This window comes from Variovorax sp. 10N420, assembly GCF_056394705.1.
The window spans coordinates 16,493-42,619 of the sequence record NZ_JBFTIJ010000012.1; the positions used below are offsets into that span (position 1 = coordinate 16,493).

Here is a 26,127-nt window from a genome sequence, read left to right on the forward strand (position 1 = left end):
ATTTGGACGCAGCGGCCTCGCGGACGCGGCGCTTGAGAGATGGCCAGCGCTGCGCTTGCGCGAGAGCGGCGGAATTACTTCTTCGGAGCGGGATTGGTCTCGGCCGAGGTCTGGTTCGAACTCGGCGGGGCAGTCGCCGTGGTGGATGGCGAATGCGCGCCCGAGGCTTCGATCGGCTTGGTCTCGCCCGTCGGCGCCGGGGCCACATACGGGCCCGGGTCCACGCAAGGTGGCGTCGTCATCGCCGTCGGCAACGGCTTGCCGGCTGCTTCGGCACTGGCGCGGTACTTTGCTGCGACCCGGTCTTGCGCCTTGCAGAGCTGGTATGCGTCTCTCTTGGTGTTCCACGCCGTGCGGGCGGCTGCTTCCGCTGCCTTGGCCTGGGCTTCGGGCGTGGGTGCCGGCAGCTTGGCGAACGCCGATGACCCGATCAATGCGAGTGCCAGCGCAAATGGCGTCAGTTCGCGCTTCATACGGAGCTTCCTCGCGCGCTCAGCGGCGTCACATGGGCCGGGCCCGGATCGCCGGGCTTCGGCGTGCGCTGCGCCGGGATCTTGCCCGCCGCGATGTCGTCGTACCAGAGCCGATGGTGCTCGCGCGCCCAGGTCTCGTCGACGTAGCCTTCGCGCATCGCCTTGTAGGCACCCGTCATGCCCAGCGTGCCGATGTAGATGTGACCCATGATCAGGGCCATCATGCACAGCGTGGCGACGGCATGCACCATGTGCGCGATCTGCATCGCGCCACGCGTGTAGACGATGCCTGGCAGCAGCTTGTCCAGGAACAGTCCCGAGCCGATGACGATGCTGCCGAGAAAGAGCACGCCGCCCCAGAACACCAGCTTCTCGCCGGCGTTGAAGCGATGCGACGCCGGCTCCTTGCCGCCGAACAAGCCGCCGCCATGGCGCAGCCAGGTGATGTCCTCCGCGCGCGGCCAGTTGCTTCGAATGAAGGTGAAGATCATGAAGATCGTGCTCACCACAAACAGGGGCCCGACAAAGTTGTGCACGGTCTTGAGCACATAGGTGAGATAGCCGAACAGAGATCCGCCAAGCACTGGCAGAAGGAAAAACCTGCCGAATGCCATCACGATGCCCGACAGCGCGAGCACGACGAACGCGATGGCATTCGACCAATGCGTGGCGCGCTCGAAGGGCGTGAAGCGCTCGATCTTGCGGCCAGTCTTCGCACCATGCAGGCGCATCGGGCCGCGGGTGAAGTAGAAGATCGCCAGCGCGAGCAGCGTGACGAAGAGCAGCGCTGCGCCATATGGAATGATCCAGTCGTTGCGCACCTGGCGCCAGGCCTCGCCGGCGTTGGTGAAGCGCGAGCCTGGATACTGCACGAAGCGCTGGATCAGGTTGCCAGCTTCCGGCGCCTCGCTCGAGGGCAGGCTGCTGTAGCCGGTGACGCCGCCGCTCACCTGGCGCCACATCGGCGCGTTGTTGCCGGGCTGTACCCGGTTGCGCTCGCCGTTGGTCTGCGTGAGGTAGTTCGGGTCGGCGCTGGCCTCGGGCTTGACCTCGAAGATGTTCTGGCTACGGATGCCGCCTTCTGTTTGTGGCGCCGGCTCGGCGGCCTGTGCCAGCGCCGCCGCACCGCACCCCAGCAGCGTGGCTGCCAGCGCTGCGGTCAAGGCCTGGCGGATGCGGTCGGTGAAGCTCATGCTCATGCGGCCTCCGGCTCAGTTTTCCTTGGTGTACTCGTTCTGACCGTCGGAGCGAAGCTTGATCTGCTGCTCCCACGAACTCTTGTCGCCGACCTTCCAACCGGGCGCGGTGAAGGCTGTTGCGGTGTTGGGCTGCGTGCCCGTGCCACTCCAGGGTGTCGCGTCGTACTTCACGCCCTCGGCGTTCGTCTGCGGCTTCTCGGTGCAGGCAGCAAGGAGCGTCGCACTGGACGCAAGCGCGAGGAAGGCCACTGTCGCGGACCTCACTTCTTTTCTCCAGCAGGGGCAGGGGGGTTTCCGGCCTGCTGCGAACCGTAGGCCGTGCCCCAGCCCCAGACCTCGGCGCCTTTGCCGCGATGCAACACGCGAGTGCGAAAGATGTCCGCCACCACGTCCCCGTCGCCGGCCAGGAGCGCCTTTGTCGAGCACATCTCGGCGCAGGCGGGCAGCTTGCCTTCGGCCAGGCGGTTGCGGCCGTACTTCTCGAACTCCGCTTCCGAGCCGTTGGCTTCGGGGCCGCCGGCGCAGAAGGTGCACTTGTCCATCTTGCCGCGCGCTCCGAATCTTCCCTCCGACGGAAACTGCGGTGCGCCGAATGGACAGGCGTAGGAGCAGTAGCCGCAGCCGATGCACACGTCCTTGTCATGCAGCACCACGCCTTCCTCGGTGCGGTAGAAGCATTGCACGGGGCACACCGCCATGCAGGGCGCGTCGGAGCAATGCATGCAGGCCACCGAGATCGACTTCTCACCCGGCACGCCGTCGTTGAGCGTGACCACGCGGCGGCGGTTCACGCCCCATGGCACCTCGTTCTCGTTCTTGCATGCTGTGACACAGCCGTTGCACTCGATGCAACGCTCGGAATCGCAGACGAACTTCATTCTTGCCATGGCAGCTCCTAGGCTTTCTCGATGTTGCAGATCGTGGTCTTGGTCTCTTGCATCATGGTGACGCTGTCATAGCCGTAGGTGGTCGACGTATTGATCGCCTCGCCGCGCACGATCGGCGCCGCGCCGCTGGGGTAGTAGGCGAGCAGATCCGCGCCCTGCCAGCGGCCCGAGAAGTGGAACGGCATGAACACCGTGTCGGGCCCGACGCGCTCGGTCACTAGCGCCTGGACGTTGAGCTTGGCGCCCGTAGGCGTATGCACCCAGGCACGCTCACCGTTGCGGATGTTCTTCTCGGCCGCGACCTTGGGATGGATCTCGATGAACATCTCCTGCTGCAACTCGGCCAGCCAGGGGTTGGAGCGCGTTTCCTCGCCGCCGCCCTCATACTCCACGAGCCGCCCCGAAGTCATGATGTACGGGAACTTCTCGGCCAGCTTGTCGGCAATGTTCTTCTGCTGGATGCTCTTGTAGAGCGTGGGCAGGCGCCAGAACGCCATCTTGTCGTCGTGCGTCGGATACTTCACTGCCAGGTCGGGCCGCGTGCCGTAGAGCGGCTCGCGGTGCTGCGGAATTCCGTCCGGGAAGTTCCACACCACCGCTCGCGCCTTCGCATTGCCGAAGGGATGGCAGCCGTGGTTCTTCATGAACACGCGAATCATCCCGCCGGAGTTGTCCGTCTTCCAGTTCTTGCCTTCAGCCTTGGGCTTCTCGGCTTCGGTGAGTTCGTCCCACCAGCCGAGTTTCTTCAGCAGCAGGTGGTCGACCTCAGGGTAGCCCGTGGTGATGTCGGCGCCCAGCGAGCAGGAGCCGTCTTCGGCCAGGAGATTCTTGCCGTCGCGCTCCACGCCGAAGTTCGCACGGAAGTTGCCCCCGCCGTCCATCACGTGCTTGGAGGTGTCATAGAGATTTGGCGAGCCGGGATGCTTGAGTTCCGGAGTTCCGTAGCAAGGCCACGGCAAGCCGAAGTAGTCGCCTTCGATGTCGTAGCCGTTGACCTTGTCCTTGACAGAGCCCTTGGCCTTGAGGGTACGCACGTCGAAGGCACTCATGTTGCGCATGTGGGCCTGAAGCCGCTCGGGGCTCTGGCCGGTGTAGCCGACCGCCCAGCAGGACCTGTTGATCTCGCGCAGGATGTCGTCCGGCAAGGGCTCGTCCATGCCCTTGACCTTCTGCATCTTGTAGTTCTTGCTGAGCTCCTTGCCGAAGCCAAGGCGATCGGCAAACTGCTGCATGATCATGTGATCGCTGCGGCTTTCCCACAGCGGATCGATGACTTTCTCGCGCCACTGCAGGGAACGATTGGAGGCCGTGACGGATCCGCTGGTCTCGAACTGCGTGCAGGCCGGCAGCAGATAGACCGCGCGGTTCGGGTTCTGGTCCTCGGGCCGGCCCGGCATCGCGGCCATCGCCGCCGTGGCCGATGGATAGGGGTCCACCACCACCAGCAGGTCGAGCTTGTCCATGGCCCGCTTCATCTCGAGCCCGCGCGTCTGCGAATTGGGCGCATGTCCCCAGTAGAAGACGCCGCGCAGGTTCGAATCCTGGTCGATCAGCTCGTTCTTCTCGAGCACCCCGTCGATCCAGCGCGACACGGTGATGCCTGGCTTGGTCATCATCGCGGGCGACGCGAAGCGGCCTTTGATCCATTCGTAGTCCACGCCCCAGACCCCGGCGAAGTGCCTCCACGAACCCTCGAGCAGCCCGTAGTAACCCGGCAGTGAATCGGGATTGGGGCCGACATCGGTGGCACCCTGCACGTTGTCGTGGCCGCGGAAGATGTTGGTGCCGCCGCCTGCCATGCCGACGTTGCCAAGGGCCAGCTGAAGGATGCAGGAGGCTCGCACGATGGCATTGCCGATCGTGTGCTGCGTTTGCCCCATGCACCAGACGATGGTGCCCGGGCGGTTCTCGTTGAGCAAGGTTGCGACCTTGAGAACCTGGGCTTCGTTGACGCCGCAGGCCTCCTCGACCTTGTCGGGCGTCCACTTCGAGAGAACCTCCGCGCGAACCTCTTCCATCCCGTAGACCCGGTCATTGAGGTACTTCTTGTCTTCCCAACCGTTCTTGAAGATGTGGTGCAGGATTCCGAACAGAAACGGGATGTCCGAGCCCGAGCGAATGCGCACGTATTCGTCCGCCTTCGCTGCCGTGCGTGTGAATCGCGGATCGACCACGATCATCTTGCAGCCGGTTTCCTTGGCGTGCAGCATGTGCAGCATGCTCACCGGATGCGCTTCGGCCGCGTTCGAGCCGATGTACATCGCGACTTTCGCATTGCGCATGTCGTTGTACGAGTTGGTCATGGCGCCGTAGCCCCATGTGTTCGCGACACCCGCGACCGTGGTGGAGTGACAGATGCGCGCCTGGTGATCGCAGTTGTTGCTCCCGAAGAAGCTGACGAACTTGCGCAGCAGGTAGGACTGCTCGTTGCTGTGCTTGCTCGACCCGATCCAGTAAATGGCGTCAGGACCGCTCGCCTTGGTGAGTTCCTTGAGCCTGGCGACGATTTCGTCGAGCGCGGTGTCCCAGCCGATGCGCTCGTACTTGCCGTTGACGAGCTTCATCGGATAGCGCAGCCGGTACTCGCCATGCCCATGCTCGCGCAATGCCGCACCTTTTGCACAGTGAGCGCCGAGGTTGATGGGGGAGTCGAACACCGGCTCCTGGCGCACCCAAACGCCGTTCTCGACCACCGCATCGGAGGCGCAACCGACCGAGCAATGCGAACACACCGTGCGCTTCACTTCGATCTTGCCGGCACCGACGCCTACGGGCGTGGCGTCGGCCGCTTGCGCCTTGCGCATCAGCGTGAGCTGGCCGGCAGCCACGCCGACCCCGACGCCGAGGCCCGAGCGCCGCAGGAAGGCGCGCCTGTCCATGGTCGGCAAGGCATTCGCGAGACCGCGCCGAAGACTGTCGACGAACGGCGAGACGGCTGCAGACCCACCGGCGGCGGTTCGACCGGGAGTGCCTGGAGCTTTTTTTGTCAGCAGCATCGGGAGTTCCTCAGGCAGACGCGGTCTTGTAGTACCGCTTGACGTGCTCGCTAAGGGAATACCCGCCTCCTTTCTCAGGCGCGGGCGGCAGGGCTGAAGGAGCGACCGCCGGCGGCGGGTCGACGACCTTTGGCAACACGGAGACGGCCGTGACGGCGGCGCCAAGGGACGCACCGCCAAGGAAGAATCTCCGACGGGATGCCGGCTTGGGGCCGGCGCACTGGCTGTCCTGCATATTGACTCCAGGAATGGCTAGAGTTAACGAGACGTCGAATCCGCTACTTGTCCTGAAATGCTAGTCCAGGCCGCATCCGTGGGCAACCGCGTATTCCGCTAGCTCCGGTTCAGCACGACCTTGTTTCAGGCCAGCATGTCAAAAGCCTGCGTCTCCACTTCCGCGAACGCGCGCGTGAAGGCAGCGAGCGCCGCGTAGAACCGCGCCTTCGGATGCTGAGACACCGTCTCGCACAAGGCCGGCAGCCACGGCTGGATGTGCTTTGCGAACACGGCCTGCTGCTGGGTCAGGTTCGCGACCTCGACGTCGTCCCCGGCGATCAGGTAGCGCATCACTTCGAACAGGCAGGCGATATGGTCTTCAGTTTCGGAGATGGTCTCGGCACGCGTGAGGCCCAGCCGATCAAGATCGTTGCGCAGCTGCACGAGTGGCTTGTCGTTGAGGAAGCCACTCAGGTAGTGCGAGCCGAAAAGGTCGATCTCGGGCTTGCCGAGGCCGCCGAAGAGCGCGTCGTATTCGTCGTGCGCGGCGGCGGCGCTGGTGTCGCTCGCGATGCCCACGAGTCGGCGCCACGGTTCTTCGAGAAAGGCACCCGCGACAGGCGCTTCCGTTGGTGCAACCCGGAAGGCATCGAGCAGCTCGGCGTCCGGTGGCGCATACCAGAGCCGCGCCAGCAGGCCGTAGAGCTCGGCGCGTGCGATCTCCTCGTCCAGTGCCGAGGACGTGGGAAGCTGGTGGCTCATAAAGGCGCGATCTTCACTTCGTCGGTGGCGCTGTAGATGTCGATGACCCGACAGTCGCTGCACATCTTGAGGCGCTCGATCGCTTCGCCCTGGAACATCGCGTGGCCAGCCAGTCTGCCGAGCATGGCCTCGATCGCCTTTTGCGTGCCGAAGGGCTTGCCGCAGCGGATGCAAGCCCAAGGCTTTGCCTCGTTCAGAAGGACCGACTGCTTGCGCTCGGGCGAAGCCAGCAAGCGTGGCACGAGCGAGATCGCGTCCTCGGGACAGGTCGTCGCGCACAGGCCGCACTGAACGCAGTTCTTCTCGATGAAGCGCAGCTGTGGCGCACTCTGGCTGTCCTGCAATGCGCCGGCAGGACAGGCGCTGACGCAGGCGAGGCAAAGGGTGCACTTTTCCTTGTCGACCGCGACGGCGCCAAGCGGAGAGCCCGCGGGCAGCGCGACCGCCAACGATGCTTCGGCCTGCGCTGCCAAGGCGGGCGCTGCGTTCATCAGGTGATCGAGCGCCATCTCGAGCCGGTTGCGCTTGTCGGCTCCTGCCGTGAAACGGGCCGCGATGGCGGGCACGCGCTGCGCCGTCGTGCTCAAACCCGCAAGCGCGGCATCCAGCACGGCCGTCGAGTTCGTCTCGACCACGTGAAAATGCGTGCCGGAGTAGCCCAGGCCCCGCAACAGCGCCTGTGCGATTTCCATCTGCTTCTTGAGCGCCGTCACGTACTGTGGCGCTTCTTCGCCGGTGCTCAGCGCAATCACCTGAGAGGCGCCAAAAGCGATGGCACCGAGCCAAAGGTCGACGCCCGTGCTCGCCACATGGAAGAGGCCAACCGGAATCACCCGCGCCGGCAGGCCCTGCGCCTTGCCAAGTTGCGCCTGCCTTCCGAGCTGTTCGACCAGCGCCTGGCCGCCCTCCTGGCTGTGCAGCAGCAGTGCCGCATCGCGGCCGCCCGACGCGCCATAGGTCGCCAGCAGCGTGCGCAGCTTGAGCCCTTGGTCGGACGCACGTGGATAGGTGTACCCCAGCGCACCCGTGGGGCACACGGTGGTGCAGGCGCCGCACCCGATGCACAGGTTCGGGTTGACCACGATGCGCTGCCGGTCCTTCTCGCTGCTGATGGCATGGGCCGAGCACACTTCGACGCAGGCGTTGCAGCCGACCACCTCGTTGCGGCTGTGCGCGCAAAGACTCTGCCGGTAATCGAAGAACTTCGGCTTTTCGAACTCCCCGACCATCTCGCGCAGGCGCAGCAGCGTCTGCAGGCCTTCGGCATGCGCGACTCCGCCTGGCAGGTGAAAGTAGCCCTGCGGCGGCGCGTGCCAGTCGATGCGCGGCTCAGTGCCGAGATCGAGCACCAGGTCGAAGGCCGCGTCGAGCACCTGCGGCTCGCGACTGAAATCGATCGCACCAGCGACGGTGCAGGCGCGCTCGCAATCCCGGTGCGATGTGCACTTGGCGTTGTCGACCTGGTAGTCCAGCCCGATCGCCTGTTCCGGGCAGGCGGCAACGCAGGCGTTGCAGCGGGTGCACAGGTCGAGGTCGATCGCGTTGTCGCGCGTCCAGCGAAGCGTGAACGCGCCGAGCCAGCCCGTGAGCGAGTCGATATGCCCTGCGATCACGGGCCAACGGCGTTCCTGCGCGCCGCCAAGTACGCCGGGACCCTGCGCCAGGAGAGTCACTTCGAGCGTGTCGCCGACCAGCGTTGCAGCGCGCTCGGCCGCATCGAGTGCGCCGATGATCAGCAGCCGCCCTTGGCTCGTGTAGCCCACGGTCGCGACGGGCTCGGGCTCAGGCAGCGCGGCCGCTGCCAGCAGCGCCGCGATCTTGGGCATTGCATGTTTCGCGTCGCGGCTCCAGCCGCCGGTTTCGCGAATGTTGACGAAGCGGATCGGCGAGACAGCGTCGGGCGTGCTCGTGGCGAGTTCGCCGAACAGCCGCTTTTCCTGGGTGCAGGCGACCACCACGTCGTCGCCGGACTGGATCGCGCGCTGGAAGGACGCTGCTTCGCGGCGGCACAGCGCCGAGTGCAAGGGAAGCGTTTCAGCCAGCGCCGTTCCGAGGGTTTTGGCCTCGAGTGGCATCGTCTGGTTGCAGTCGCAGATCAGCGTGGTCGTCATCGCTCTCTTGGCTGGCCGGCTGCGCTTCGGCAACCGGCGGGCTTGGAATTTCACCGGAATCCTGAGACTGTGCCACGTCCTCCTCCTCCGTGGTCCTAGGGGGTTCCGCGGGGGGCGGCTCGCGCACTTCGTCGAAAAGCTTCAGGAAGCTGGCGCTCGCCATTTGGCGCAGGACGCTGTCGGGCAGCGGCGTGGGCTTCGAATAGTCGTCGACGTAGGTGTCGAGGCCGTCCATTGTGTTGAAGTGGGGATCGGAGAAAAGCTTTTTGAAGGCCGCATTCCTGACCTCGGGCGCGACCTCTTTGGCCACGAAGGGCCTGTAGTCCGATTCGACACCCAGCCCCTGCACATCCACGAGGGTGAGCGCCGGTGTCGCCGGAGGTTTTTCTCCTTCGGCTTCGGGCCCGGAGGCTGGGGCGGAAGCGGCCGGCGCACTCGCAGCCGCTGTCGCCGGAACAGGCGCCAGCGCGGGCACCGGCACGGGTGCTTCTTCCGGTGCTGTCTTTCCGACCCGCATCTCCTGCTTGCGCCGCGACCATCGCCCCATGAAGCCTTCAGACATCGCCAGCCCCCCGTCCGCGCCTCTTTTCAGTGGTCACGCTCGCGGCATTGCCGAAGCGGTCCACCAGCGGCCGGAAGCTCTCGGGCCGCCGACGGCGCTTGGGCTCGATCACGTAGTGCGCGTCGACGAACGCGCGCAGCCAGTCGATCACCTCCGGCGGCGCCGGCACCTGCTCGACCGTTTCCTGCGCGTCCAGCCAGCGACCGGCTTCGTAGTAGCTCAAGGTCACGACGACCGGGCGGGGGATTGGCTCAGGGCCGAGCGTCGCCTCCTCGTCCATGCGCCAGAGAACGAACCAACACGGGGCCGGCGCGGTGGCGTTCAGATGGTAGCCCTCGGCTTCGTCCCGAAACAGTTCGACCTTGAAGCCGGGGTGCAGCCAATGCTGCTCGCCACTTTCGCAGTGCAGCATGCGCGGCTCGGTGCCGAAACCCGGCTCGTCGGGCATCACGCGCTCGAGGCGCCAGCGCCACTGCTGCCAGCGGCTAGAGGGGCCATGCAGGCGCTCGCGGCGCATGACGACGGCCACGTCGAGCGTTGGGCGACCGGCGCCATCGGGCGCTGGAGTTCCGGACGAGGGCATGAAGTGAACAATAGCCGATGCCGATGGTTGCCGTCATTCATTCCTTGAATCGGCCTATTGCGCAATCGTATTTGACCCAGCGGGCGCGCTCGACGACAGTCCGCACCACGCAAAAAGGGCATCGCATGCCCAGGCATCGACAGCGAACGTATCACTGTCAGCCTGGGCTTGAGCCATCGATAACAATCAAGCCGATACAGCAGGAACGACCCACCCTATGAATCACCCAGGTCAGCGCAACGAGGTCAAGGCGGTGGCAATCGCGTCGGCCGAAGATCTTCGCCAGCGCATTCGCAGCAAGAGCAAGCTCAAAGGCCGTCAGCCCGATGAGGTTTCGATTGCCGAAGTCCGCGCCCTCATCGGCGAGCGCCCCGCGGAAGGCCATCGGCGCGACTTGCTGATCGAGAACCTGCACAAGATCAACGACGCTTGGCGGGGCCTGCAAGAGCGGCACATGGTGGCCCTGGCCAAGGAGATGAACATCCCGATGGCCGAGGTCTACGAAGTGGCAACCTTCTATCACCACTTCGATGTCATTCGAGCCGGCGACCAGGCCGCGACATTGACCGTGCGTGTGTGCGACAGCCTGGCGTGCGAGCTGGGCGGTGCGCAGGACTTGCTGGCAAGGCTGCCTTCAATCCTTGGCAGCGAAGTGCGTGTGATTGCCGCGCCTTGCATCGGTCGGTGCGAGCAGGCGCCCGCCGTCGCGGTGCATCAGACGGCTGTGCCACTGGCGACTGTGGAAAAGGTCGCGCAGGCTGTCGAGGTGGAACGCAAGAGGTCCGCCGCAGACATGCCCGCACGCCCTGGACACTCTTCTCCGATGCCTTTCGACATCGCGTCCTTCGCTGAAAAGAGCGTTTCGCCTCCAGTCGCCCAAGTCGAAGCGACACCCCCGGCGACCGGCTACGCAAGCTACCGTGCGAACGGCGGCTATGCGCTCGCGGCAGCAGTCGCCAGCGGAACGAAGGCGCACGAGTCCATCATCAAGGCCATGGAAGATTCGGGCCTGCGCGGCCTCGGCGGCGCGGGCTTTCCGGCGGGCCGCAAATGGCGCATCGTCCGCGACCAGCCGGCACCGCGACTGATGGCAGTGAACATCGACGAAGGCGAGCCGGGCACCTTCAAGGACCGAACCTATCTCGAGCGCGACCCCCACCGCTTTCTCGAAGGCCTGGTGGTTGCGGCGCAGGTGGTGGGCACCGACGTTTGCTACGTGTACCTGCGCGACGAATACCACGACTGCCGCGCGCTGCTGCAGTCCGAGCTGGACAAGCTCTATGCGGACCCGCCCTGCGCGCTGCCGCGGATCGAGCTTCGGCGCGGCGCTGGCGCCTACATCTGCGGCGAGGAGTCCGCGATGATCGAAAGCATCGAAGGCAAGCGCGGAGAGCCTCGCATGCGGCCTCCTTACATCGCGCAGGTCGGCCTTTTCGGTCGGCCGACGCTGGAGCACAACTTCGAAACGCTCTACTGGGTGCGCGACATCGTGGAGAAGGGGCCGCAGTGGTTTTCGGGCTTCGGCCGCAACGGACGCAAGGGACTGCGATCGTTCAGCGTGAGCGGCCGTGTCGCGGAGCCCGGCGTCAAGCTGGCTCCCGCAGGCATCACGGTGCGCGAGCTGATCGACGAATACTGCGGCGGCATGTTGCCCGGCCATGAGTTCTATGCGTACCTGCCGGGCGGTGCTTCGGGCGGCATCCTGCCGGCCTCGATGGGCGACGTGCCGCTTGACTTCGACACCCTGCAGCCGCACGGCTGCTTCATCGGTTCGGCCGCGGTCATGGTCCTCGGCCACCAGGACAAGGCGCGTGACGCGGCACTGAACGTCATGCGCTTCTTCGAGCATGAAAGCTGCGGCCAATGCACGCCGTGCCGCGTCGGTACAGGCAAGGCCGCGGCCCTGATGCAGGCGCCCGTCTGGGACAACGTCACGCTCGAAGATCTGAGCCAGGTCATGGGCGATGCATCCATCTGCGGCCTGGGCCAGGCGGCGCCGAATCCGATCCGCTGCGTGCAGAAATACTTCCCGCAGGAAGTCGGCGAAAAGGGCACGCCGCCCTTCGTTCCGCCACTGAAGAACCCCGCGGCAACCGAACAAGGGAAAGCAGCATGAACGCCCCGGCACGCATCGCGGAATTGACGCCGCAAACCGTGGAGTTCCGACTCGACGGCCAGACCATCCAGGCCTTCGAAGGCGAAACGATCCTCGCCGCAGGCGCCCGGCACGGCATCGACATCCCGCGCCTCTGCTTCAAGGACGGCTACCGGCCTGACGGCAATTGCCGGGCTTGTGTGGTCGAGGTCAAGGGCGAGCGCACGCTCGCGCCGAGCTGCTGTCGCAACGTCACGGCCGGCATGGAAGTGCAATCGACCAGCGAACGCGCACTCAAGAGCCAGAAGATGGTCGTGGAGATGCTGCTGTCCGACATGCCCGACCAAGGCTACAAGTGGGTCGGCGACGATGAATCGCAGCAGCACGGCGAACTCAGCGCCTGGGCCAGCAAGCTGGGAATCCAGGTGCGCCCCGAACTCAGGGCCCTGAGGCGGGAGCAGCCGGCGTCGGACGTCAGCCATCCCGCGATGGCGGTGAACCTGGACGCCTGCATCCAGTGCAATCGCTGCGTGCGTGCATGCCGCGAAGAGCAGGTCAACGACGTGATCGGCTATGCCATGCGCGGCGAAGCGAGCAAGATCGTGTTCGACCTGGACGACCCGATGGGGGCGAGCACGTGCGTGGCTTGCGGGGAATGCGTTCAAGCCTGCCCGACCGGCGCGCTGATGCCCAAGTCGCACATCGGGCCGCAGGCGGTGGACCGCAAGGTCGATTCGGTCTGCCCATTCTGCGGCGTTGGCTGCCTCATCACCTACAACGTCAAGGACGAGAAGATCGTCAGCGTCGATGGCCGCGACGGCCCGGCCAACCACAGCCGCCTGTGCGTCAAGGGTCGCTTCGGCTATGACTACGTCGACCACCCGCAGCGCCTCACCAAGCCGCTGATTCGCAAGCCCGGCTTCCCCAAGGACGAAACGGACGCACCGCGGCCCGGCCACTGGAGCGAAGCCTTTCGGGAAGCAAGCTGGGAAGAAGCGCTCGCCTACACATCGGGCGAACTGGTGCGGCTGCGCGACACGCATGGCAAGAAGTCGCTGGCCGGTTTCGGCTCGGCCAAGGGCAGCAACGAAGAGGCATACCTTTTCCAGAAGCTGGTCCGCACCGGTTTCGGCAGCAACAATGTGGACCACTGCACGCGCCTATGCCATGCATCGAGCGTCGCGGCATTGCTGGAGGGCGTGGGCTCGGGCGCGGTGAGCAATCAGGTCAACGATATCGAGCACTCGGACATGGTGATCGTGATCGGGTCGAATCCGACGGCCAATCATCCGGTCGCCGCGACCTGGATGAAGAACGCGGCGAAACGGGGCACGAAGATCGTCCTCGCCGATCCACGCATCACCGACATCGGCAAGCACGCATGGCGCACGCTGCAGTTCAAGGCCGACACCGATGTCGCCATGCTGAACGCGCTGATCCACGTGATCATCGAAGAGGGCCTGACGGACGAGCAGTTCGTTCGCGAGCGCGCGAACAACTTCGAAGCGCTGCGCGAGAACGTCAAGGGATACAGCCCTGAGGCGATGGAGCCCATCTGCGGCATTCCTGCGCAGACTTTGCGCGAAGTGGCTCGCGAGTTTGCCAAGGCCAAGGGTGCCATGATCTTGTGGGGCATGGGCATCAGCCAGCACGTGCATGGCACCGACAACGCGCGCTGCCTGATCGCGCTGGTCACCGTTGCGGGGCAGATCGGCAAGCCGGGCTCCGGCTTGCACCCTTTGCGCGGACAGAACAACGTGCAGGGCGCCAGCGATGCCGGCCTGATCCCGATGATGTTCCCCAACTACCAGCGCGTCGACAACGCCGGCGCGCATGCGTGGTTCGAGGATTTCTGGGGCATGAAGCTCGACGAGAAGCCGGGCTACACCGTCGTCGAAATCATGCACAAGGCATTGGCGCCCGACAGCGATCCCCACAAGATCCGCGGCATGTACATCATGGGTGAGAACCCCGCGATGAGCGACCCCGACCTGAACCACGCGCGGCATGCATTGGCCTCGCTGGAGCACCTGGTGGTGCAGGACATCTTCATGACCGAAACCGCCTGGCTGGCCGACGTGGTGCTGCCCGCAACCGCCTGGCCCGAGAAGACCGGCACCGTGAGCAATACCGACCGCATGGTGCAGCTTGGCAAGCGCGCGCTGAACGCGCCGGGCGAAGCGAAGCCGGACCTGTGGATCATCCAGCAGATCGCGAAGCGCATGGGCCTCACATGGGACTACCCGGGCGAAGAGAGCGGCGTGGCTGCCGTGTATGAAGAAATGCGCCAAGCCATGCATGCGGCCATCAACGGCATCACGTGGGAGCGGCTGCAGCGCGAATCGAGCGTGACCTATCCGTGCCTTTCCGCGGAGGACCCGGGGTCGCCCACGGTGTTCATCGAGAACTTCCCGACAGCGGATGGCCGCGTGACGCTCGTGCCGGCGGACATCATTCCGGCCGATGAGCGTCCGGACGCCGAATATCCATTCGTTCTGATCACGGGCCGTCAGCTGGAGCACTGGCATACGGGCAGCATGACCCGCCGCGCGACAGTGCTCGATGCGCTGGAGCCGATGGCCACCGCGTCCATGAATGGCAGTGACCTGGCTGCCATGGACCTGGCACCGGGCGACGTCATCACCGTGCAGTCGCGCCGCGGCGAGGTGGCGATCCACATCCGCCGCGATGACGGCACGCCGCACGGCGCGGTCTTCATGCCCTTTGCCTACTACGAAGCGGCGGCCAACCTGATGACCAATGCGGCGCTGGACCCCTTCGGCAAGATTCCGGAGTTCAAGTATTGCGCGGTGCGCATCCAGCGCGGCGGCGAGCCGAAACCGGCGGCAGGCTACGGCACGGGATCGATCAACCCGAGGACGAACGAGCCCGTGCTCCCATGACCGATCAGCAATGCGCGTCGGCCGGCGAACTCGACGAACTCGAGGCCGAGGACGAAGCGCCCTCGGCCTTCGAAGCCGTCTCGCTTCCGAGGCAGGCAGACGCGCCTCGCATGAGCCAGGCGAGCGCCGCGCTGCTGCGCCGCATCGAGATCGTCGACCAGCACGGTGAGCATCGCCCGATTCATATTCCGGCCGAGCGGCCGTTGACGGTCTTCGTCGACAAGCGCGAACTCGTGACGTTGATGACCTTGGGCGCGTCGCCGGAGTTGCTGGTGCTCGGCTACCTGCTCAATCAGAACCTCATAGAGCGTGCGAGCCAAGTCGAGAGCATCCACGTCGACTGGGAGGTTGGCGCGGCGGCCGTCAAAACGCATGCGGGCGTCAAGGACCTCGGCAAGAAGACCGCGCGACGGGTCGTGACGACAGGGTGTGGGCAAGGCACCGTCTTCGGCGATGCAATGTCGCAGATCGATGCGGTGCGCTTGCCGACCGCGGAAACGGCACGCATCGCCCAGGGCACGTTGCTGCGCATCCTGGAGCTGATGCGATCGCGGAACAGCGTGCATCGGCAGGCGGGTTCGGTGCATGGCTGTGCGCTTTTTCATGGAAGCGACATGCTGGTCTTTGTCGAGGACGTGGGACGTCACAACGCGATCGACACCATCGCCGGGTGGATGGCCATCCACGGCATTTCCGGCGGTGACAAGACCTTCTACACGACCGGTCGCCTGACGAGCGAGATGGTCATGAAGTCGGCCCATATGGGTGTGCCGATCATCGTTTCGCGCAATGGCGTCACGGCCATGGGGCACGAACTGGCAGAAAAGCTGGGCATGACGCTTTTCGGGCGTGCGGCCAATCGCCACTTTCTTTGCTATGTCGGGTCTGAGAGGTTCGATGCCGAACGGATGTAGGCCGGCCGGGACCCTGGCCTTCTACTGAGGCAATACCGGAAGCCGCCGCGCGACGTCCAGGATCTGCTCGCGCTAGGGCGACCGTGAACCGCCGCGCGAAGTGGTTCGCGTGCAGAACGAGATCATTGCCGCGTTGTGCAACGCGCATTCCCATCGGTCGCTCGGGCTCGACAGGGTTGCGCTGCAGCGTCCAGAGATGGACGCGATGGGGAGCGCTGATGCTCAGGCGTCCTTGCCGATGACTTCGTAGAAGGCGCGGACCATCCGCGTATCACGCCGCTCGGCAAGGCACATCACGTGAGCGAACGTGCGCACCTGCGCATCGCTGATGCGCACTGCGTGCAGGCCAGGACCGGGCACGTACTCGACTTCCGACACGGCCGCGATGCCAAGGCCCTGCAGCACCGCCTCGCGGATGATCTCGCGGCTCGCTACCTCCATCACCACCTCGGTCTCCACGCGCGCCGTACGCAGCGCGGACTCGATGGCCTTGCGGGTCGTCGAACCCTGCTCGCGCAGGATGAGCCGCTCGCCTTGCAACTCCGCGGTACGAATGCTGCGCCGATGCGCAAAGCGGTGCTCGGCGTTGCAGAAGATCACCACCGGGTGCTCGGAATAGGGGGCCGATACGAAGCGCCGGTCCTTGAGTGCCTGTGCCAGCACGCCGACGTCCGCGGAATAGTTGAGCAGCCGGTCCATCACGTCCTGCGAATTGCCGGTGCTCACCGACACCTTCACGCCGGGGTATTGCTGATTGAACGCAACGAGCATTCGCGTCACATGCGACGGCCCTACGGCCGCCACGCGCAGGTGCCCGCTGCGCAGTTCGCCCGACTCGCGCAGCAACTGCACGGCCTCACTCTCGAGGCTGAAGATCTGGCGGGAGAGGTGCAGCAATCGCTCGCCCATCTCCGTGAGCCGCACGGGTCGACCCGTGCGATGGAACAGTTCAACTTTGTAGAGCGCCTCAAGCTGGCCGACCTGCGTCGTCACGGTCGGTTGGCTGACGTGCAGGCTCTGCGCCGCACCCGTGAAGCTGCCGGTGACGGCCACCGCGTGAAATGAGCGCAATTGTGTCAGCCGCATGAATCCAGCCTTGGTGTTATCCCGGCCGAACTATAGGTTCAGTCAATACATAGGTCAAAAAACTTGAATTGGCTGAATGTGGTGCAAGCGCCGAAAGTGCGGCCATGCGTCACGGATTCGTCATGTGGCGCTACAACAGTGACGGTTCCTCAGTTCCGCATCGGAGACCTCGATGAAATTCACGCGTCGTTCCCTTCTTGCCTGTGCACCTGCCGTGCTGGGCGCTCCCCTTGTCGGTTTGGGTTCAAGCCCCGCGCAAGCCGCCAACGTGCTCACGGTGGGCCTCATCCCTTCCGAAGACTCTCGCGCCATGATCGCAAACAGCCAGGCCATGATGGACATGCTGTCGAAGGCGCTGGGCATGCCGGTCAAGCCCTTCGTGGCCGCCGACTACAACGGCGTCATCGAAGCGCTGCGCTCCAAGCGGCTGGACGTCGCCTACCTGGGCCCGTTCTCGTACGTGATGGGCACGACCGTGGCGCCGATCGAGGCATTTGCGGTCGCCGAGACCAAGAAGGCCGGCCGGACTTCGTATCACTCCTTGATCGTGGCTCGCAAGGACAGCGGCATCAAGACGATCGCCGACCTCAAGGGCAAGACTTTCGCCTTCGTCGATCCGACCTCGACCTCGGGCCACCTGTTCCCGAAGGCGGGGCTGATGAAGGCGGGCTTCAATCCCGACAGCGACTTCGGTCGCGTCATCTTCTCGGGCTCGCACGATTCCAATGCCGTGGCCGTGCAGAACAAGAAGGTCGACGCGGTGGCGATCGCGGACCGCATCCTGGACGCCGCCATCGCGAAGGGGCTCGCCAACCGCGAAGACCTTGTGGTGGTGTGGACCTCCGATCCGATCCCCGAATCGCCGACCGTCTGGCGCAAGGACCTCGACCCCGAACTGAAGAAGCGCGTGCAGGCAGCCTTCCTCGAAGTGAAAGACATTCCGTGGTCGGACCAGGGAATGCTCAACGGCTTTCATCCCACCAACGACAAGGCTTACGACGTCATCCGCGAGACTGCCAGCATTCTCCACCTCGACCTGAAGGCAATGAAGTGATCGAGATTCGTGGCCTCACGAAGCGCTACGGCGCTTTCGATGCTCTCAAGAGCGTCGACCTCGACGTGAAACCGGGCGAATTCCTGGTGGTGCTCGGACCTTCGGGCGCGGGCAAGTCGACCCTGCTGCGCTGCATCAACCGGCTCGTCGAGCCCAGCAGCGGTGACGTTCGCATCGACGGCAAGCTCGTCAAGTCCGACGCCGCCAGTCTGCGCCGGCTTCGCTGCCAGGTGGCGATGATCTTCCAGCACTACAACGTGGTGCCTCGCCTCTCGGTGCAGAAGAACGTGCTGACGGGCCGGCTCGGCGCGGTGCCTTCGGTGCTGTCATGGCTCCAGATCTTTCCGCGCAAGGACGTGGAGATCGCGCTCGAATGCCTGCGCCGCGTGGAACTGGAGGACAAGGCGGAACTCCGCACGGACACGCTCTCCGGCGGCCAGAAACAGCGGGTGGGCATTGCGCGCGCGCTGGCGCAGCAGCCGAAGATCATCCTCGCCGACGAGCCCGTTGCCAGCCTCGATCCCAAGACGTCGCGAACGGTGCTCAACTACCTCAAGCAGGCCAGCCGCGAACTGGGCATCTCGGTGGTGTGCAACCTCCACCAGATCGACTATGCCAAGGAGTTTGGCGAGCGCATCCTGGGTGTTTCCGGCGGCCGCATCGTGTTCGAGGGCGGACCGGAACAGCTCACGGGGGATGTCCTGCACCGCATCTATCCGGGCCTTGACGAGAGCGAGTCACGCAACGCGGCGGCGCTCGCGGCGTCGGCACCTGAACCCGTACTGCGCCACCTGGCGCTGGAGGAGGCCTGATCATGCATGTCGGTTCCTACACCTTCCTCGTGTCGCGGCCTGGCGGCAGTCTCGGCTGGGCGCCTCGCATCACAACCGGCGTGGCCATGATGGCCGTGCTCTGGTGGGCGGCCCTGGGCGCGCAGGTCAGCTTCGGCGAACTGGCCAAGGGCTTGCCCTGGATCGGTGACTTCCTCTCGCGCATGCTGCCGCCCAACTGGGCGTTCGTCGAAAAGCTGATCACCCCCGCCATCGAAACGGTGCAGATTGCACTCTGGGGAACGCTGCTGGCCGTGATCCTGGCAGTGCCGGTGTGCTTCTTCGCGGCGCGCAATCTCACGCCGAACGCGGTGGTCTACCAGATCACGCGGCAGGTGTTCAACGTCACGCGCGGCGTCAACGAGATCATCCTGGCGCTCGTGTTCGTGGCCGCGGTCGGGCTGGGTCCGTTCCCGGGCGTGTTGGCCTTGGCCGTTCACGGCGCGGGCATGCTGGGCAAGTTCTTTGCCGAATCCATCGAGGAAATCGATCAGGGGCCCATCGAGGCACTGCGCTCGACGGGCGCGGGGCCGATCCAGACCATCGTCTTTGGCGTGCTGCCACAAGTCGTCACGGCCTGGATCGCAGTGATCCTCTACCGATTCGAAACCAACCTTCGCCAGGCGACCGTCCTGGGCATGGTCGGCGCGGGCGGCATCGGTTTCGAGCTCGTGGGCAGCATGAAGCTGTTTCAGTACCGGGACACGGCCACTTGCATCATCGTGATCATCGCCATGGTGATGGTCGCGGACTACGTCTCCACGCGTCTGCGCGCCTGGATCCAGAAAGGAACCCACTGATGAACTCGCAAGCGGAAGCAATTCAGGTCAACGGGCGGCATTACGCCAAGCCGAGCGCGCCGGTGGTGGTGGTCTGTGTCGATGGCTGCGAGCCCGACTACATCACCCAGGCCATCCAGGCTGGCTCTGCGCCTTACCTGCAGCGCATGCTGGCGCAGGGGAGTTCGCTGATCGGCGATTGCGTGGTGCCGAGCTTCACCAACCCGAACAACGTGTCGATCGTGACGGGCGTGCCTCCGTCGGTCCATGGCATCTGCGGCAATTACTTCTATGACGTCGAAGCGGACCGCGAAGTCATGATGAACGACCCCACCTACCTGCGCGCCCCCACGCTGCTGGCGGCCTTCGGCAAAGCGGGTGCACTGGTGGCGGCAGTGACGGCGAAGGACAAGCTGCGCACCTTGCTGGGCCACGGCCTGAAGGGCATCTGCTTTTCGGCGGAGAAGGCGGACCAGGCCACCATGGCCGAGTGCGGCATCGACAAGGTGCTCGACCTGGTGGGCAGGCCCGTTCCGTCGGTCTACAGCGCTGATCTCAGCGAGTTCGTCTTTGCGGCGGGCGTGCGGCTGCTGGAGACCCGGCGCCCGGACCTGATGTATCTGTCGACCACCGACTATGTGCAGCACAAGTGCGCCCCGGGCACGCCCGAAGCAAATGCCTTCTACGCCATGATGGACGGCTACCTCGCAAGGCTCGATGCCCTGGGCGCCGTCATCGGCCTCACGGCCGACCATGGCATGAGCCCCAAGACGGACGCCGCGGGCAATCCTCGCGTGCTCTACCTCCAGCAGGAACTGGACGCGCAGCTCGGCAATGGCACCACCCGCGTGATCCTGCCCATCACGGACCCCTACGTCGTCCACCACGGCGCCCTGGGTTCGTTTGCGACGGTGTACGTCAACAGCAACGCGCGCGAAGGCGTGCAGGATCTCTTGGCGGCGCTCCCTGGCGTCGAACTGGTGGTGACGCGGGAAGAGGCGGTCAGCCGCTTCGAGCTGGCGGCGGACCGCATCGGCGACCTGGTCGTCATCGGCGATCACCTCACGGTGCTCGGCACGAGCGCCGCCAAGCACGACCTGAGCGGCCTGACGGTGCCCTTGCGTTCCCATGGCGGCATCTCCGAGCAGAAGGTTCCCTTGCTGTTCAACCGGCCCGTTCGGGGCGTGGCATCGCATCGTCGTCTTCGCAACTTCGATGTGTTCGATCTGGCCCTGAATCACACCACCGACTTGAGCTGAACCTTTCCATGTCCAACGAATACTTCAATCCCGTGCGCAGCGTGTACGGGGTAGGGGCCCTGTCGTCCCTGCCGAAGCTGCTGGAGGGCCGCAAGGCCGTCGTCGTGACCTTTCCGGAAGCGCGCCAGCTCGGGCTGGTAGCACGTCTTGAACAGCTGCTCGGAACGGCGCTCGCCGGCGTGATCGACAACGTGCAGCCCAACCCCGACGTCGCCGAGTTGCGCCCGCTCTATGACGCCTTCTGGCGCGACCCTGATAGTGCGGAAGTGCTGGTTGCCGTGGGCGGCGGCAGCGCGATCGACACCGCCAAAGCGCTCATGGTCGGCACGGCCAGTCATCGCTTCGACGAACTGGTCGCGGCGCTCGCGGCAGGCAAGAGCGTCACCCCCGCGCACGTGAAGACGCTGATTGCCGTGCCCACGACCGCCGGCACCGGCAGCGAAGTCACTCCATGGGCCACGGTGTGGGACCGCGGAGCCGGCAAGAAGTACTCGTTGCATCTGCCCGAGACCTGGCCCAGCATCGCGCTGATCGACCCTGCGCTGATGCTGTCCCTGCCGGCGTCGGTGACGTTGCAAAGCGGGCTGGATGCGCTCTCGCATGCACTGGAATCGATCTGGAACGTGAATGCGAATCCGCTTTCGGACACCTTTGCCGTGGCGGCCGTGCATGACGTCTTCGATGCCTTGCCGCGGCTGATGGAGAGGCTGGATGACGTCGAGCTGCGCGGACGCATGGCGCTGGCCGCGCTCAAGGCCGGCATGGCGTTCTCCAACACACGCACGGCTCTGGCGCATTCGATCTCCTACGAGATGACGTTGCGCTACGGCGTTCCGCACGGCATTGCCTGTTCGTTCCCGCTGCCGATGGTGCTGGAGCGCGCCATCGGGCGCCATGCCGGACGCGATGCCGTGCTCCAGCGGGCCCTGGGCCCTCTCGACGATGCACCGCAACGTCTGGCGACATTCATCGAGCGGCTGGGCGTGAAGACCCGCTTTGCCGATTACGGCGTGACGGACGAGCAGGCCGAGCAAATGGTCGCCTTCGCACTGAATGGTGCGCGAGGCAAGAATTTCATCGGCACAGCCATGGAGGAGACAGCATGAACGCCGTCCTGGAAAGCATCGAGTTTCGCGCCGAGGCGCTGCGCATCGGTGGTGAAAGGGTACGCACCAGCCGAGCGATCGACGTGCGCAACCCGTTCAACGGCGAACGCGTAGGCAGTGCGCCGATGGCAAGCCTGGAGGACGTGCGCCGCGCGTTCGACATCGCGCATGCCTATGTGCCCACTCTCACGCGCTACGAGCGGTCCGCAATCCTCAATCGCGCCGCTTCGCTCTTGCGCGAACGAACCGAGCAGGCGTCCGATCTCATCACGGCTGAATCGGGCCTGTCGAAGAAAGACAGCATCTACGAGATCGGCCGTGTGGCCGACGTGCTGAACTTCGGCGCCAATGAGGCGTTGCGCGACGATGGGCAGGTGTTCTCGTGCGACCTCACGCCCCACGGCAAGAAGCGCAAGGTGATCACCACACGCGAGCCGCTGCTGGGCGTGATCACCGCCATCACACCTTTCAACCATCCGATGAACCAGGTCGCGCACAAGGTGGTGCCCGCCGTGGCCACCAACAACCGCATGGTGCTCAAGCCATCGGAGAAGGTGCCGCTGTCGGCCTACTACTTCGCCGACCTGCTCTACGAGGCGGGGCTGCCCCCCGAGATGCTGCAGGTGGTGACGGGCGATCCGCGGGAGATCGCCGACGAGCTTCTCACTCATCGGCACGTGGACCTTGTCACCTTCACCGGCGGCGTTCCCATCGGCAAATACATTGCCGCCAAGGCCGGCTACCGGCGCATCGTGCTCGAACTCGGCGGCAACGATCCTTTGATTGTCATGGACGACGCCGATCTGGACAGGGCGAGCGATCTCGCTGTGCAGGGCTCGTACAAGAACTCGGGTCAGCGCTGCACCGCCGTCAAGCGCATGCTGGTGCACGAGAAAGTCGCCGCCGCCTTCACCGACCTCGTCGTCGAGAAGTCGCGGGCCTGGAGGTACGGCGACCCCATGGATCGGGACAACGACATGGGAACCGTGATCGACGAGCCTGCAGCGCAGCGCTTCGAGCAACTCGTGAACGAGGCAGTGTCGCAAGGCGCTCGACTGCTCGTGGGCAACAAGCGCGAGGGCGCCCTCTATTCACCCACGGTGCTCGACCGGGTGCGGCCGGAGATGACATTGGTGCGGGAAGAGACCTTCGGGCCGGTGTCGCCCATCATCACCTTTGGCAGCATCGACGAAGCGATCGCGATCTCGAACGGCACCGCCTACGGACTTTCGTCCGGCATCTGCACGCATCGGTTCGAGGACGCCACTCGCTTCGCCAGGGAGCTGAAAGTGGGCACCGTCAACCTCTGGGAAGTGCCCGGCTACCGAATCGAGCTGACGCCCTTCGGCGGCATCAAGGACTCTGGCCTGGGCTACAAGGAAGGAGTGCAGGAGGCGATGAAGTCGTTCTGCAACGGCAAGACCTTCACGATGCCTTGGTGACGCACTCACACGTGTGCCATTGCCGGTCGTCGATGCACCCAGGGCCGCGCCTCTTCGAGTTGCGCGGCCAGGCTGAACAGCAGACCCTCGTCGCCATAGCGCCCCGCGATCTGGCATCCAATCGGTATCTGGTCGTGCGTCCAGTACAGCGGGACTGAAGCCGCGGGCTGCCCCGTCACGTTGAACGGATAGGTGAAGGGAAGGTAGGCGACCATCCTTGCCATCCACGCGGCCACGTCGCCGGATGCGGTATCGAACCAGCCGATCGGCCGCGGCGTTTGCGCCAGTGTGGGTGTGAGCCAGACATCGAAGCGATCGTGAAAGCCGGCGATGCGCCGCGACTGCCGATGCAGCATCTGCAGGTTGAGCACGTACTCGCTCGCGCTGAAGCGTCGGCCTTCTTCGGCGAGTGCCGCGGTGAGGGGCTCGACGGAACCTGGCGGCGGCATCGAGCCGCCGGTGGCTCGGGCGATATTGGCCATCGTGTTGACGGCGAACACCATTCGAAAACCGTTCTCGACGGCCTCGGCGTCGTAGTCGGGCGAGGCTTCCTCGACGTGATGGCCGAGCGATTCGCACAGCTTCGCCGCGTCCTGCACCGCTGCTACGCATTCGGCGTCGACGGGCACTCCCGTGGGAGCCCGTACTGCGAACGCGATGCGCAGCCTGCCCGGGGGTTGGCTGGCGCTGTCGAGAAAACGGCGAGGCGGCGGCGCCGCCGCGTAGGGGTCACCCGCCATTGGCCCCGCGAGCGCATCGAGCATCGCGGCGCTGTCGCGCACGCTACGGCTCACCACGTGCTGGTGGGCCAACCCGTTGAGCCCTTCGCCGCCCTCCGGTCCGGCCGTGATGCGCGCGCGCGTGGGCTTGAGGCCGAACAGCCCGCAGCACGACGCCGGAATGCGGATCGAACCACCGCCATCGGTCGCGTGCGCGATCGGCACCATGCCGGCTGCCACCGCCGCGGCCGAACCGCCACTGGAGCCCCCGGGCGACAGGTCCAGCCGCCAGGGGTTGCGCGTCACGCCATAGAGTTGCGATTCCGTCATCGGCGAAAGGCCGAATTCGGGCGAATTGGTCTTGCCGAGGATGACCATTCCCGCGCGTCGCATGCGCGCCACGATCTCGCTGTCGGTCGTCGCGATGTTCTTCGCATAGAGCCGCGAGCTCGCGCTGGTCGCCGTGCCCGCGACCGAGGCAACGAGTTCCTTGACGAGCATCGGCACGCCGCGGAAGGGGCCGTCCGGCAATCCCGCCGTGATGGCAGTGCGCGCCGCGTCGTACAGCGGCGTCACGATGGCGTTGAGCGCCGGGTTGCGCGCGTCGATGCGCGCGAGGGCCGCATCGAGCAGGTCCTGGGCACTGATGTCGCCCCGCCGCACGAGCGCGGCGAGCGAGAGTCCGTCGTGGGATTCGTAGTCGATCATGGCGGGGGCAGGTTCGCGGCTGGCGGCGGCCATTGCGCGCTCGGCATCGTTTCGGTGGCGGAAAGGTCCATGTCGGCGGCCGTTGCGAATCCGGTCCATGCGAGCGATCCGATCGACACCTGGCCCTCATGAATGCGCAAACGTACGCGGCCGTGCTCAAGGTGATAGAGGTCCGGGTGCGCCCGCAGGAACGCCGCCGCCTCGGCCGGTGGCCGGCCCGCAAAGCCATCGAGAAAGTGATGCGCGTTGCGCTCCACATGCGCGATTCCGAGCAGGCTCACGAGCGCCAGGTCCTGCTGGAGCGACACGCCAGGCTGCGTGGTCAGGTCTTCAGCCGACATGAAGTAGCGTTCGCCGTTCGCCGCGTTCCAGGCGCGGCAGCGAGCGAGGTTGAGCACCGACTTGTAGAAGCCCTTGCAGGCCTTGGTCGATACGCCCTGATAGCCGAGCTCGCGCGCCCGCGGAAAGGCGTCGAGGTCGCCGTCCGATTCGTCAATGAGGACTGGCTTGTAGCGCGCCAGCGGGGCCACTGGCGCCGACAGCGCGGCCTGACGTGCGATGGGCTGCTCGATGAAGAGCGTCGCGGCACACAGTCGCTCGAGCGTCGGCTCGCTCGCCATGGTCCGCCATAGCTCTGCGGCCGCATCGGCATCGGGGTACTGCTCGTTGCCGTCGAGCGTGACCTGCAGTTCGCCGGGCACCGTGTCGAGCACCGATGCGATGCGTCGAAGCCGATCGAGGTCGGCGTCGAGCTGGCCGGACACCTTGAGCTTGAAATAGCGATGGCGATGCCGCGCGACCACTTCTTGCAGCGTCTCGGGCAAGCCATCGTCGACGCGGCTGCCGGGGAGCTGGTCGGCCGCGACGATCGGATCGAGCAGGCCCACCGTGTGTCGCACATGCAGCGAGGTCGCCGGCTGCAGTTCGCGAAGGAACGACGGCAGCGCGAAGTCGCCAAGATCGGGCGCGACCGCTTGCGTTTCCATGCCCGGCAGGTTGACCTGCATTGCGCGCCAGAAACTCAGGCCTTCGATGCGGCAGAGCGCATCGAGCACCGCTCGGTCGAGCAGCGCGGGGCCGTAGCTGGTGACCAGAGCCGGCAGTGCTTGCGAAGCGCCAGCGTCGAGTAGCGGACGGTAGTGATGCGCGAACAGACCGAACGCCGTCGAAGGCCCGGCCGCAAGGTACGCGTCGCGCGCGAGTTCGAGTGCCCGGCACAACTGGTGCTGGTTGTCGCTGTCCGACAGGCGCGGGTCCTTGTCGAACCACTTCGCAGACAGGGCCTCGGCGGCGTAGCCCGCGCCCTCGCGGCCATCGGCGTGGCGCACGCGCACACGCACGATGGCCTGCCGGCCTTCGGTCACGGTGATGACGCCGAAGCGGAACGGCATGCGCAGCCGGTATGGCGATTCGAACATGTCGACCGCCACAACGCGGAGCCGG

General features: G+C 65.4%; 21 protein-coding genes. 9 read left to right on the forward strand and 12 right to left on the reverse strand.

The window, feature by feature from the left end; translation table 11 throughout:
* Positions 1 to 74: 74 nt before the first annotated feature.
* From AC1DEK_RS24575 to AC1DEK_RS24615, 9 genes are all read right to left on the reverse strand, one after another.
* On the reverse strand, positions 75 to 473 hold the full coding sequence (locus AC1DEK_RS24575) for a hypothetical protein (RefSeq protein ID WP_478127921.1): 399 nt from the start codon (positions 471 to 473) through the stop codon (positions 75 to 77).
* Positions 470 to 1,666, reverse strand: coding sequence for a formate dehydrogenase subunit gamma (locus AC1DEK_RS24580; protein WP_478128029.1), 1,197 nt, complete (start codon positions 1,664 to 1,666; stop codon positions 470 to 472). Before AC1DEK_RS24580 ends, AC1DEK_RS24575 begins: the two co-directional genes overlap by 4 nt.
* 18 nt (positions 1,667 to 1,684) lie before the next feature.
* Positions 1,685 to 1,936 carry a hypothetical protein gene (locus tag AC1DEK_RS24585; RefSeq protein ID WP_478127922.1) on the reverse strand — a complete coding sequence of 84 codons (252 nt, stop codon included), beginning with the start codon at positions 1,934 to 1,936 and terminating at the stop codon, positions 1,685 to 1,687.
* Complete coding sequence (fdh3B, locus tag AC1DEK_RS24590; protein ID WP_478127923.1) at positions 1,933 to 2,559, reverse strand: formate dehydrogenase FDH3 subunit beta; 627 nt, start codon at positions 2,557 to 2,559, stop codon at positions 1,933 to 1,935. The genes AC1DEK_RS24585 and fdh3B overlap by 4 nt, the downstream gene beginning before the upstream one ends.
* 8 nt (positions 2,560 to 2,567) lie before the next feature.
* Positions 2,568 to 5,555, reverse strand: coding sequence for a formate dehydrogenase subunit alpha (locus AC1DEK_RS24595; RefSeq protein WP_478127924.1), 2,988 nt, complete (start codon positions 5,553 to 5,555; stop codon positions 2,568 to 2,570).
* Positions 5,556 to 5,915: 360 nt separating this feature from the next.
* Positions 5,916 to 6,533, reverse strand: coding sequence for a TorD/DmsD family molecular chaperone (locus tag AC1DEK_RS24600; RefSeq protein WP_478127925.1), 618 nt, complete (start codon positions 6,531 to 6,533; stop codon positions 5,916 to 5,918).
* Positions 6,530 to 8,608, reverse strand: coding sequence for a 4Fe-4S binding protein (locus AC1DEK_RS24605; protein ID WP_478128030.1), 2,079 nt, complete (start codon positions 8,606 to 8,608; stop codon positions 6,530 to 6,532). Before AC1DEK_RS24605 ends, AC1DEK_RS24600 begins: the two co-directional genes overlap by 4 nt.
* Entirely contained in the window at positions 8,568 to 9,206 is a 639-nt protein-coding gene (locus AC1DEK_RS24610) for a DUF3306 domain-containing protein (RefSeq protein WP_478127926.1), read from the reverse strand. Before AC1DEK_RS24610 ends, AC1DEK_RS24605 begins: the two co-directional genes overlap by 41 nt.
* Positions 9,199 to 9,789, reverse strand: coding sequence for a DUF3305 domain-containing protein (locus AC1DEK_RS24615; RefSeq protein WP_478127927.1), 591 nt, complete (start codon positions 9,787 to 9,789; stop codon positions 9,199 to 9,201). The genes AC1DEK_RS24610 and AC1DEK_RS24615 overlap by 8 nt, the downstream gene beginning before the upstream one ends.
* A 217-nt stretch (positions 9,790 to 10,006) precedes the next feature.
* On the opposite strand from AC1DEK_RS24615, the gene AC1DEK_RS24620 reads away from it, so the two are divergent.
* Genes AC1DEK_RS24620 through AC1DEK_RS24630 form a run of 3 tightly spaced genes read left to right on the forward strand, consistent with a single transcriptional unit; the run spans position 10,007 to position 15,701 of the window.
* Positions 10,007 to 11,905 (forward strand): NADH-ubiquinone oxidoreductase-F iron-sulfur binding region domain-containing protein, encoded by a 1,899-nt coding sequence (locus AC1DEK_RS24620; RefSeq protein ID WP_478127928.1) that lies wholly within the window; start codon positions 10,007 to 10,009, stop codon positions 11,903 to 11,905.
* Positions 11,902 to 14,787 carry a formate dehydrogenase subunit alpha gene (gene fdhF, locus AC1DEK_RS24625; protein ID WP_478127929.1) on the forward strand — a complete coding sequence of 962 codons (2,886 nt, stop codon included), beginning with the start codon at positions 11,902 to 11,904 and terminating at the stop codon, positions 14,785 to 14,787. Before AC1DEK_RS24620 ends, fdhF begins: the two co-directional genes overlap by 4 nt.
* Positions 14,784 to 15,701, forward strand: coding sequence for a formate dehydrogenase accessory sulfurtransferase FdhD (locus AC1DEK_RS24630; protein WP_478127930.1), 918 nt, complete (start codon positions 14,784 to 14,786; stop codon positions 15,699 to 15,701). Before fdhF ends, AC1DEK_RS24630 begins: the two co-directional genes overlap by 4 nt.
* Before the next feature lie 222 nt (positions 15,702 to 15,923).
* Here the strand turns inward: AC1DEK_RS24630 and AC1DEK_RS24635 are convergent, their stop codons facing one another.
* Positions 15,924 to 16,787 carry a LysR substrate-binding domain-containing protein gene (locus AC1DEK_RS24635; protein WP_478127931.1) on the reverse strand — a complete coding sequence of 288 codons (864 nt, stop codon included), beginning with the start codon at positions 16,785 to 16,787 and terminating at the stop codon, positions 15,924 to 15,926.
* Between the two features lie 172 nt (positions 16,788 to 16,959).
* Here AC1DEK_RS24635 and phnD point away from each other — a divergent pair, with 172 nt between their 5' ends.
* From phnD to phnY, 6 genes are read left to right on the forward strand one after another with little or no spacing between them, the layout of a single operon-like run.
* A complete protein-coding gene (gene phnD, locus AC1DEK_RS24640; protein WP_478127932.1) occupies positions 16,960 to 17,841 on the forward strand; it encodes a phosphonate ABC transporter substrate-binding protein in 882 nt (293 codons plus the stop codon).
* Complete coding sequence (phnC, locus tag AC1DEK_RS24645) at positions 17,838 to 18,653, forward strand: phosphonate ABC transporter ATP-binding protein (protein WP_478127933.1); 816 nt, start codon at positions 17,838 to 17,840, stop codon at positions 18,651 to 18,653. Before phnD ends, phnC begins: the two co-directional genes overlap by 4 nt.
* 2 nt (positions 18,654 to 18,655) lie before the next feature.
* On the forward strand, positions 18,656 to 19,471 hold the full coding sequence (gene phnE, locus AC1DEK_RS24650; RefSeq protein WP_478127934.1) for a phosphonate ABC transporter, permease protein PhnE: 816 nt from the start codon (positions 18,656 to 18,658) through the stop codon (positions 19,469 to 19,471).
* Positions 19,471 to 20,709, forward strand: a complete 1,239-nt coding sequence (gene phnA, locus AC1DEK_RS24655) for a phosphonoacetate hydrolase (RefSeq protein ID WP_478127935.1) — start codon at positions 19,471 to 19,473, stop codon at positions 20,707 to 20,709. Before phnE ends, phnA begins: the two co-directional genes overlap by 1 nt.
* 8 nt (positions 20,710 to 20,717) lie before the next feature.
* Positions 20,718 to 21,815 carry an iron-containing alcohol dehydrogenase PsrA gene (psrA, locus tag AC1DEK_RS24660; protein WP_478127936.1) on the forward strand — a complete coding sequence of 366 codons (1,098 nt, stop codon included), beginning with the start codon at positions 20,718 to 20,720 and terminating at the stop codon, positions 21,813 to 21,815.
* Positions 21,812 to 23,257, forward strand: coding sequence for a phosphonoacetaldehyde dehydrogenase (phnY, locus tag AC1DEK_RS24665; RefSeq protein ID WP_478127937.1), 1,446 nt, complete (start codon positions 21,812 to 21,814; stop codon positions 23,255 to 23,257). The genes psrA and phnY overlap by 4 nt, the downstream gene beginning before the upstream one ends.
* A 5-nt stretch (positions 23,258 to 23,262) precedes the next feature.
* Here the strand turns inward: phnY and AC1DEK_RS24670 are convergent, their stop codons facing one another.
* Both AC1DEK_RS24670 and AC1DEK_RS24675 read right to left on the reverse strand, forming a co-directional pair.
* The gene (locus AC1DEK_RS24670; protein WP_478127938.1) at positions 23,263 to 24,717 is read right to left on the reverse strand and encodes an amidase; all 1,455 of its coding nucleotides are present in this window, start codon (positions 24,715 to 24,717) and stop codon (positions 23,263 to 23,265) included.
* On the reverse strand, positions 24,681 to 26,102 hold the full coding sequence (locus tag AC1DEK_RS24675) for an enolase-like domain-containing protein (RefSeq protein WP_478127939.1): 1,422 nt from the start codon (positions 26,100 to 26,102) through the stop codon (positions 24,681 to 24,683). Before AC1DEK_RS24675 ends, AC1DEK_RS24670 begins: the two co-directional genes overlap by 37 nt.
* Positions 26,103 to 26,127: the final 25 nt, after the last annotated feature.

Excerpts from the sequence above, each read along its gene's own strand:
- AC1DEK_RS24630 (WP_478127930.1), top strand. The coding sequence starts at position 14,784 with ATGACCGATCAGCAATGCGCGTCGGCCGGCGAACTCGACGAACTCGAG.
- AC1DEK_RS24610 (WP_478127926.1), bottom strand. The coding sequence starts at position 9,206 with ATGTCTGAAGGCTTCATGGGGCGATGGTCGCGGCGCAAGCAGGAGATG.
- phnE (WP_478127934.1), top strand. The coding sequence starts at position 18,656 with ATGCATGTCGGTTCCTACACCTTCCTCGTGTCGCGGCCTGGCGGCAGT.
- AC1DEK_RS24675 (WP_478127939.1), bottom strand. The coding sequence starts at position 26,102 with ATGTTCGAATCGCCATACCGGCTGCGCATGCCGTTCCGCTTCGGCGTC.
- phnD (WP_478127932.1), top strand. The coding sequence starts at position 16,960 with ATGAAATTCACGCGTCGTTCCCTTCTTGCCTGTGCACCTGCCGTGCTG.
- fdhF (WP_478127929.1), top strand. The coding sequence starts at position 11,902 with ATGAACGCCCCGGCACGCATCGCGGAATTGACGCCGCAAACCGTGGAG.
- AC1DEK_RS24575 (WP_478127921.1), bottom strand. The coding sequence starts at position 473 with ATGAAGCGCGAACTGACGCCATTTGCGCTGGCACTCGCATTGATCGGG.
- AC1DEK_RS24620 (WP_478127928.1), top strand. The coding sequence starts at position 10,007 with ATGAATCACCCAGGTCAGCGCAACGAGGTCAAGGCGGTGGCAATCGCG.
- AC1DEK_RS24605 (WP_478128030.1), bottom strand. The coding sequence starts at position 8,608 with ATGCCACTCGAGGCCAAAACCCTCGGAACGGCGCTGGCTGAAACGCTT.
- fdh3B (WP_478127923.1), bottom strand. The coding sequence starts at position 2,559 with ATGGCAAGAATGAAGTTCGTCTGCGATTCCGAGCGTTGCATCGAGTGC.
- AC1DEK_RS24670 (WP_478127938.1), bottom strand. The coding sequence starts at position 24,717 with ATGGCCGCCGCCAGCCGCGAACCTGCCCCCGCCATGATCGACTACGAA.
- phnA (WP_478127935.1), top strand. The coding sequence starts at position 19,471 with ATGAACTCGCAAGCGGAAGCAATTCAGGTCAACGGGCGGCATTACGCC.
- phnY (WP_478127937.1), top strand. The coding sequence starts at position 21,812 with ATGAACGCCGTCCTGGAAAGCATCGAGTTTCGCGCCGAGGCGCTGCGC.
- AC1DEK_RS24600 (WP_478127925.1), bottom strand. The coding sequence starts at position 6,533 with ATGAGCCACCAGCTTCCCACGTCCTCGGCACTGGACGAGGAGATCGCA.
- psrA (WP_478127936.1), top strand. The coding sequence starts at position 20,718 with ATGTCCAACGAATACTTCAATCCCGTGCGCAGCGTGTACGGGGTAGGG.
- AC1DEK_RS24580 (WP_478128029.1), bottom strand. The coding sequence starts at position 1,666 with ATGAGCTTCACCGACCGCATCCGCCAGGCCTTGACCGCAGCGCTGGCA.
- AC1DEK_RS24595 (WP_478127924.1), bottom strand. The coding sequence starts at position 5,555 with ATGCTGCTGACAAAAAAAGCTCCAGGCACTCCCGGTCGAACCGCCGCC.
- AC1DEK_RS24635 (WP_478127931.1), bottom strand. The coding sequence starts at position 16,787 with ATGCGGCTGACACAATTGCGCTCATTTCACGCGGTGGCCGTCACCGGC.
- AC1DEK_RS24615 (WP_478127927.1), bottom strand. The coding sequence starts at position 9,789 with ATGCCCTCGTCCGGAACTCCAGCGCCCGATGGCGCCGGTCGCCCAACG.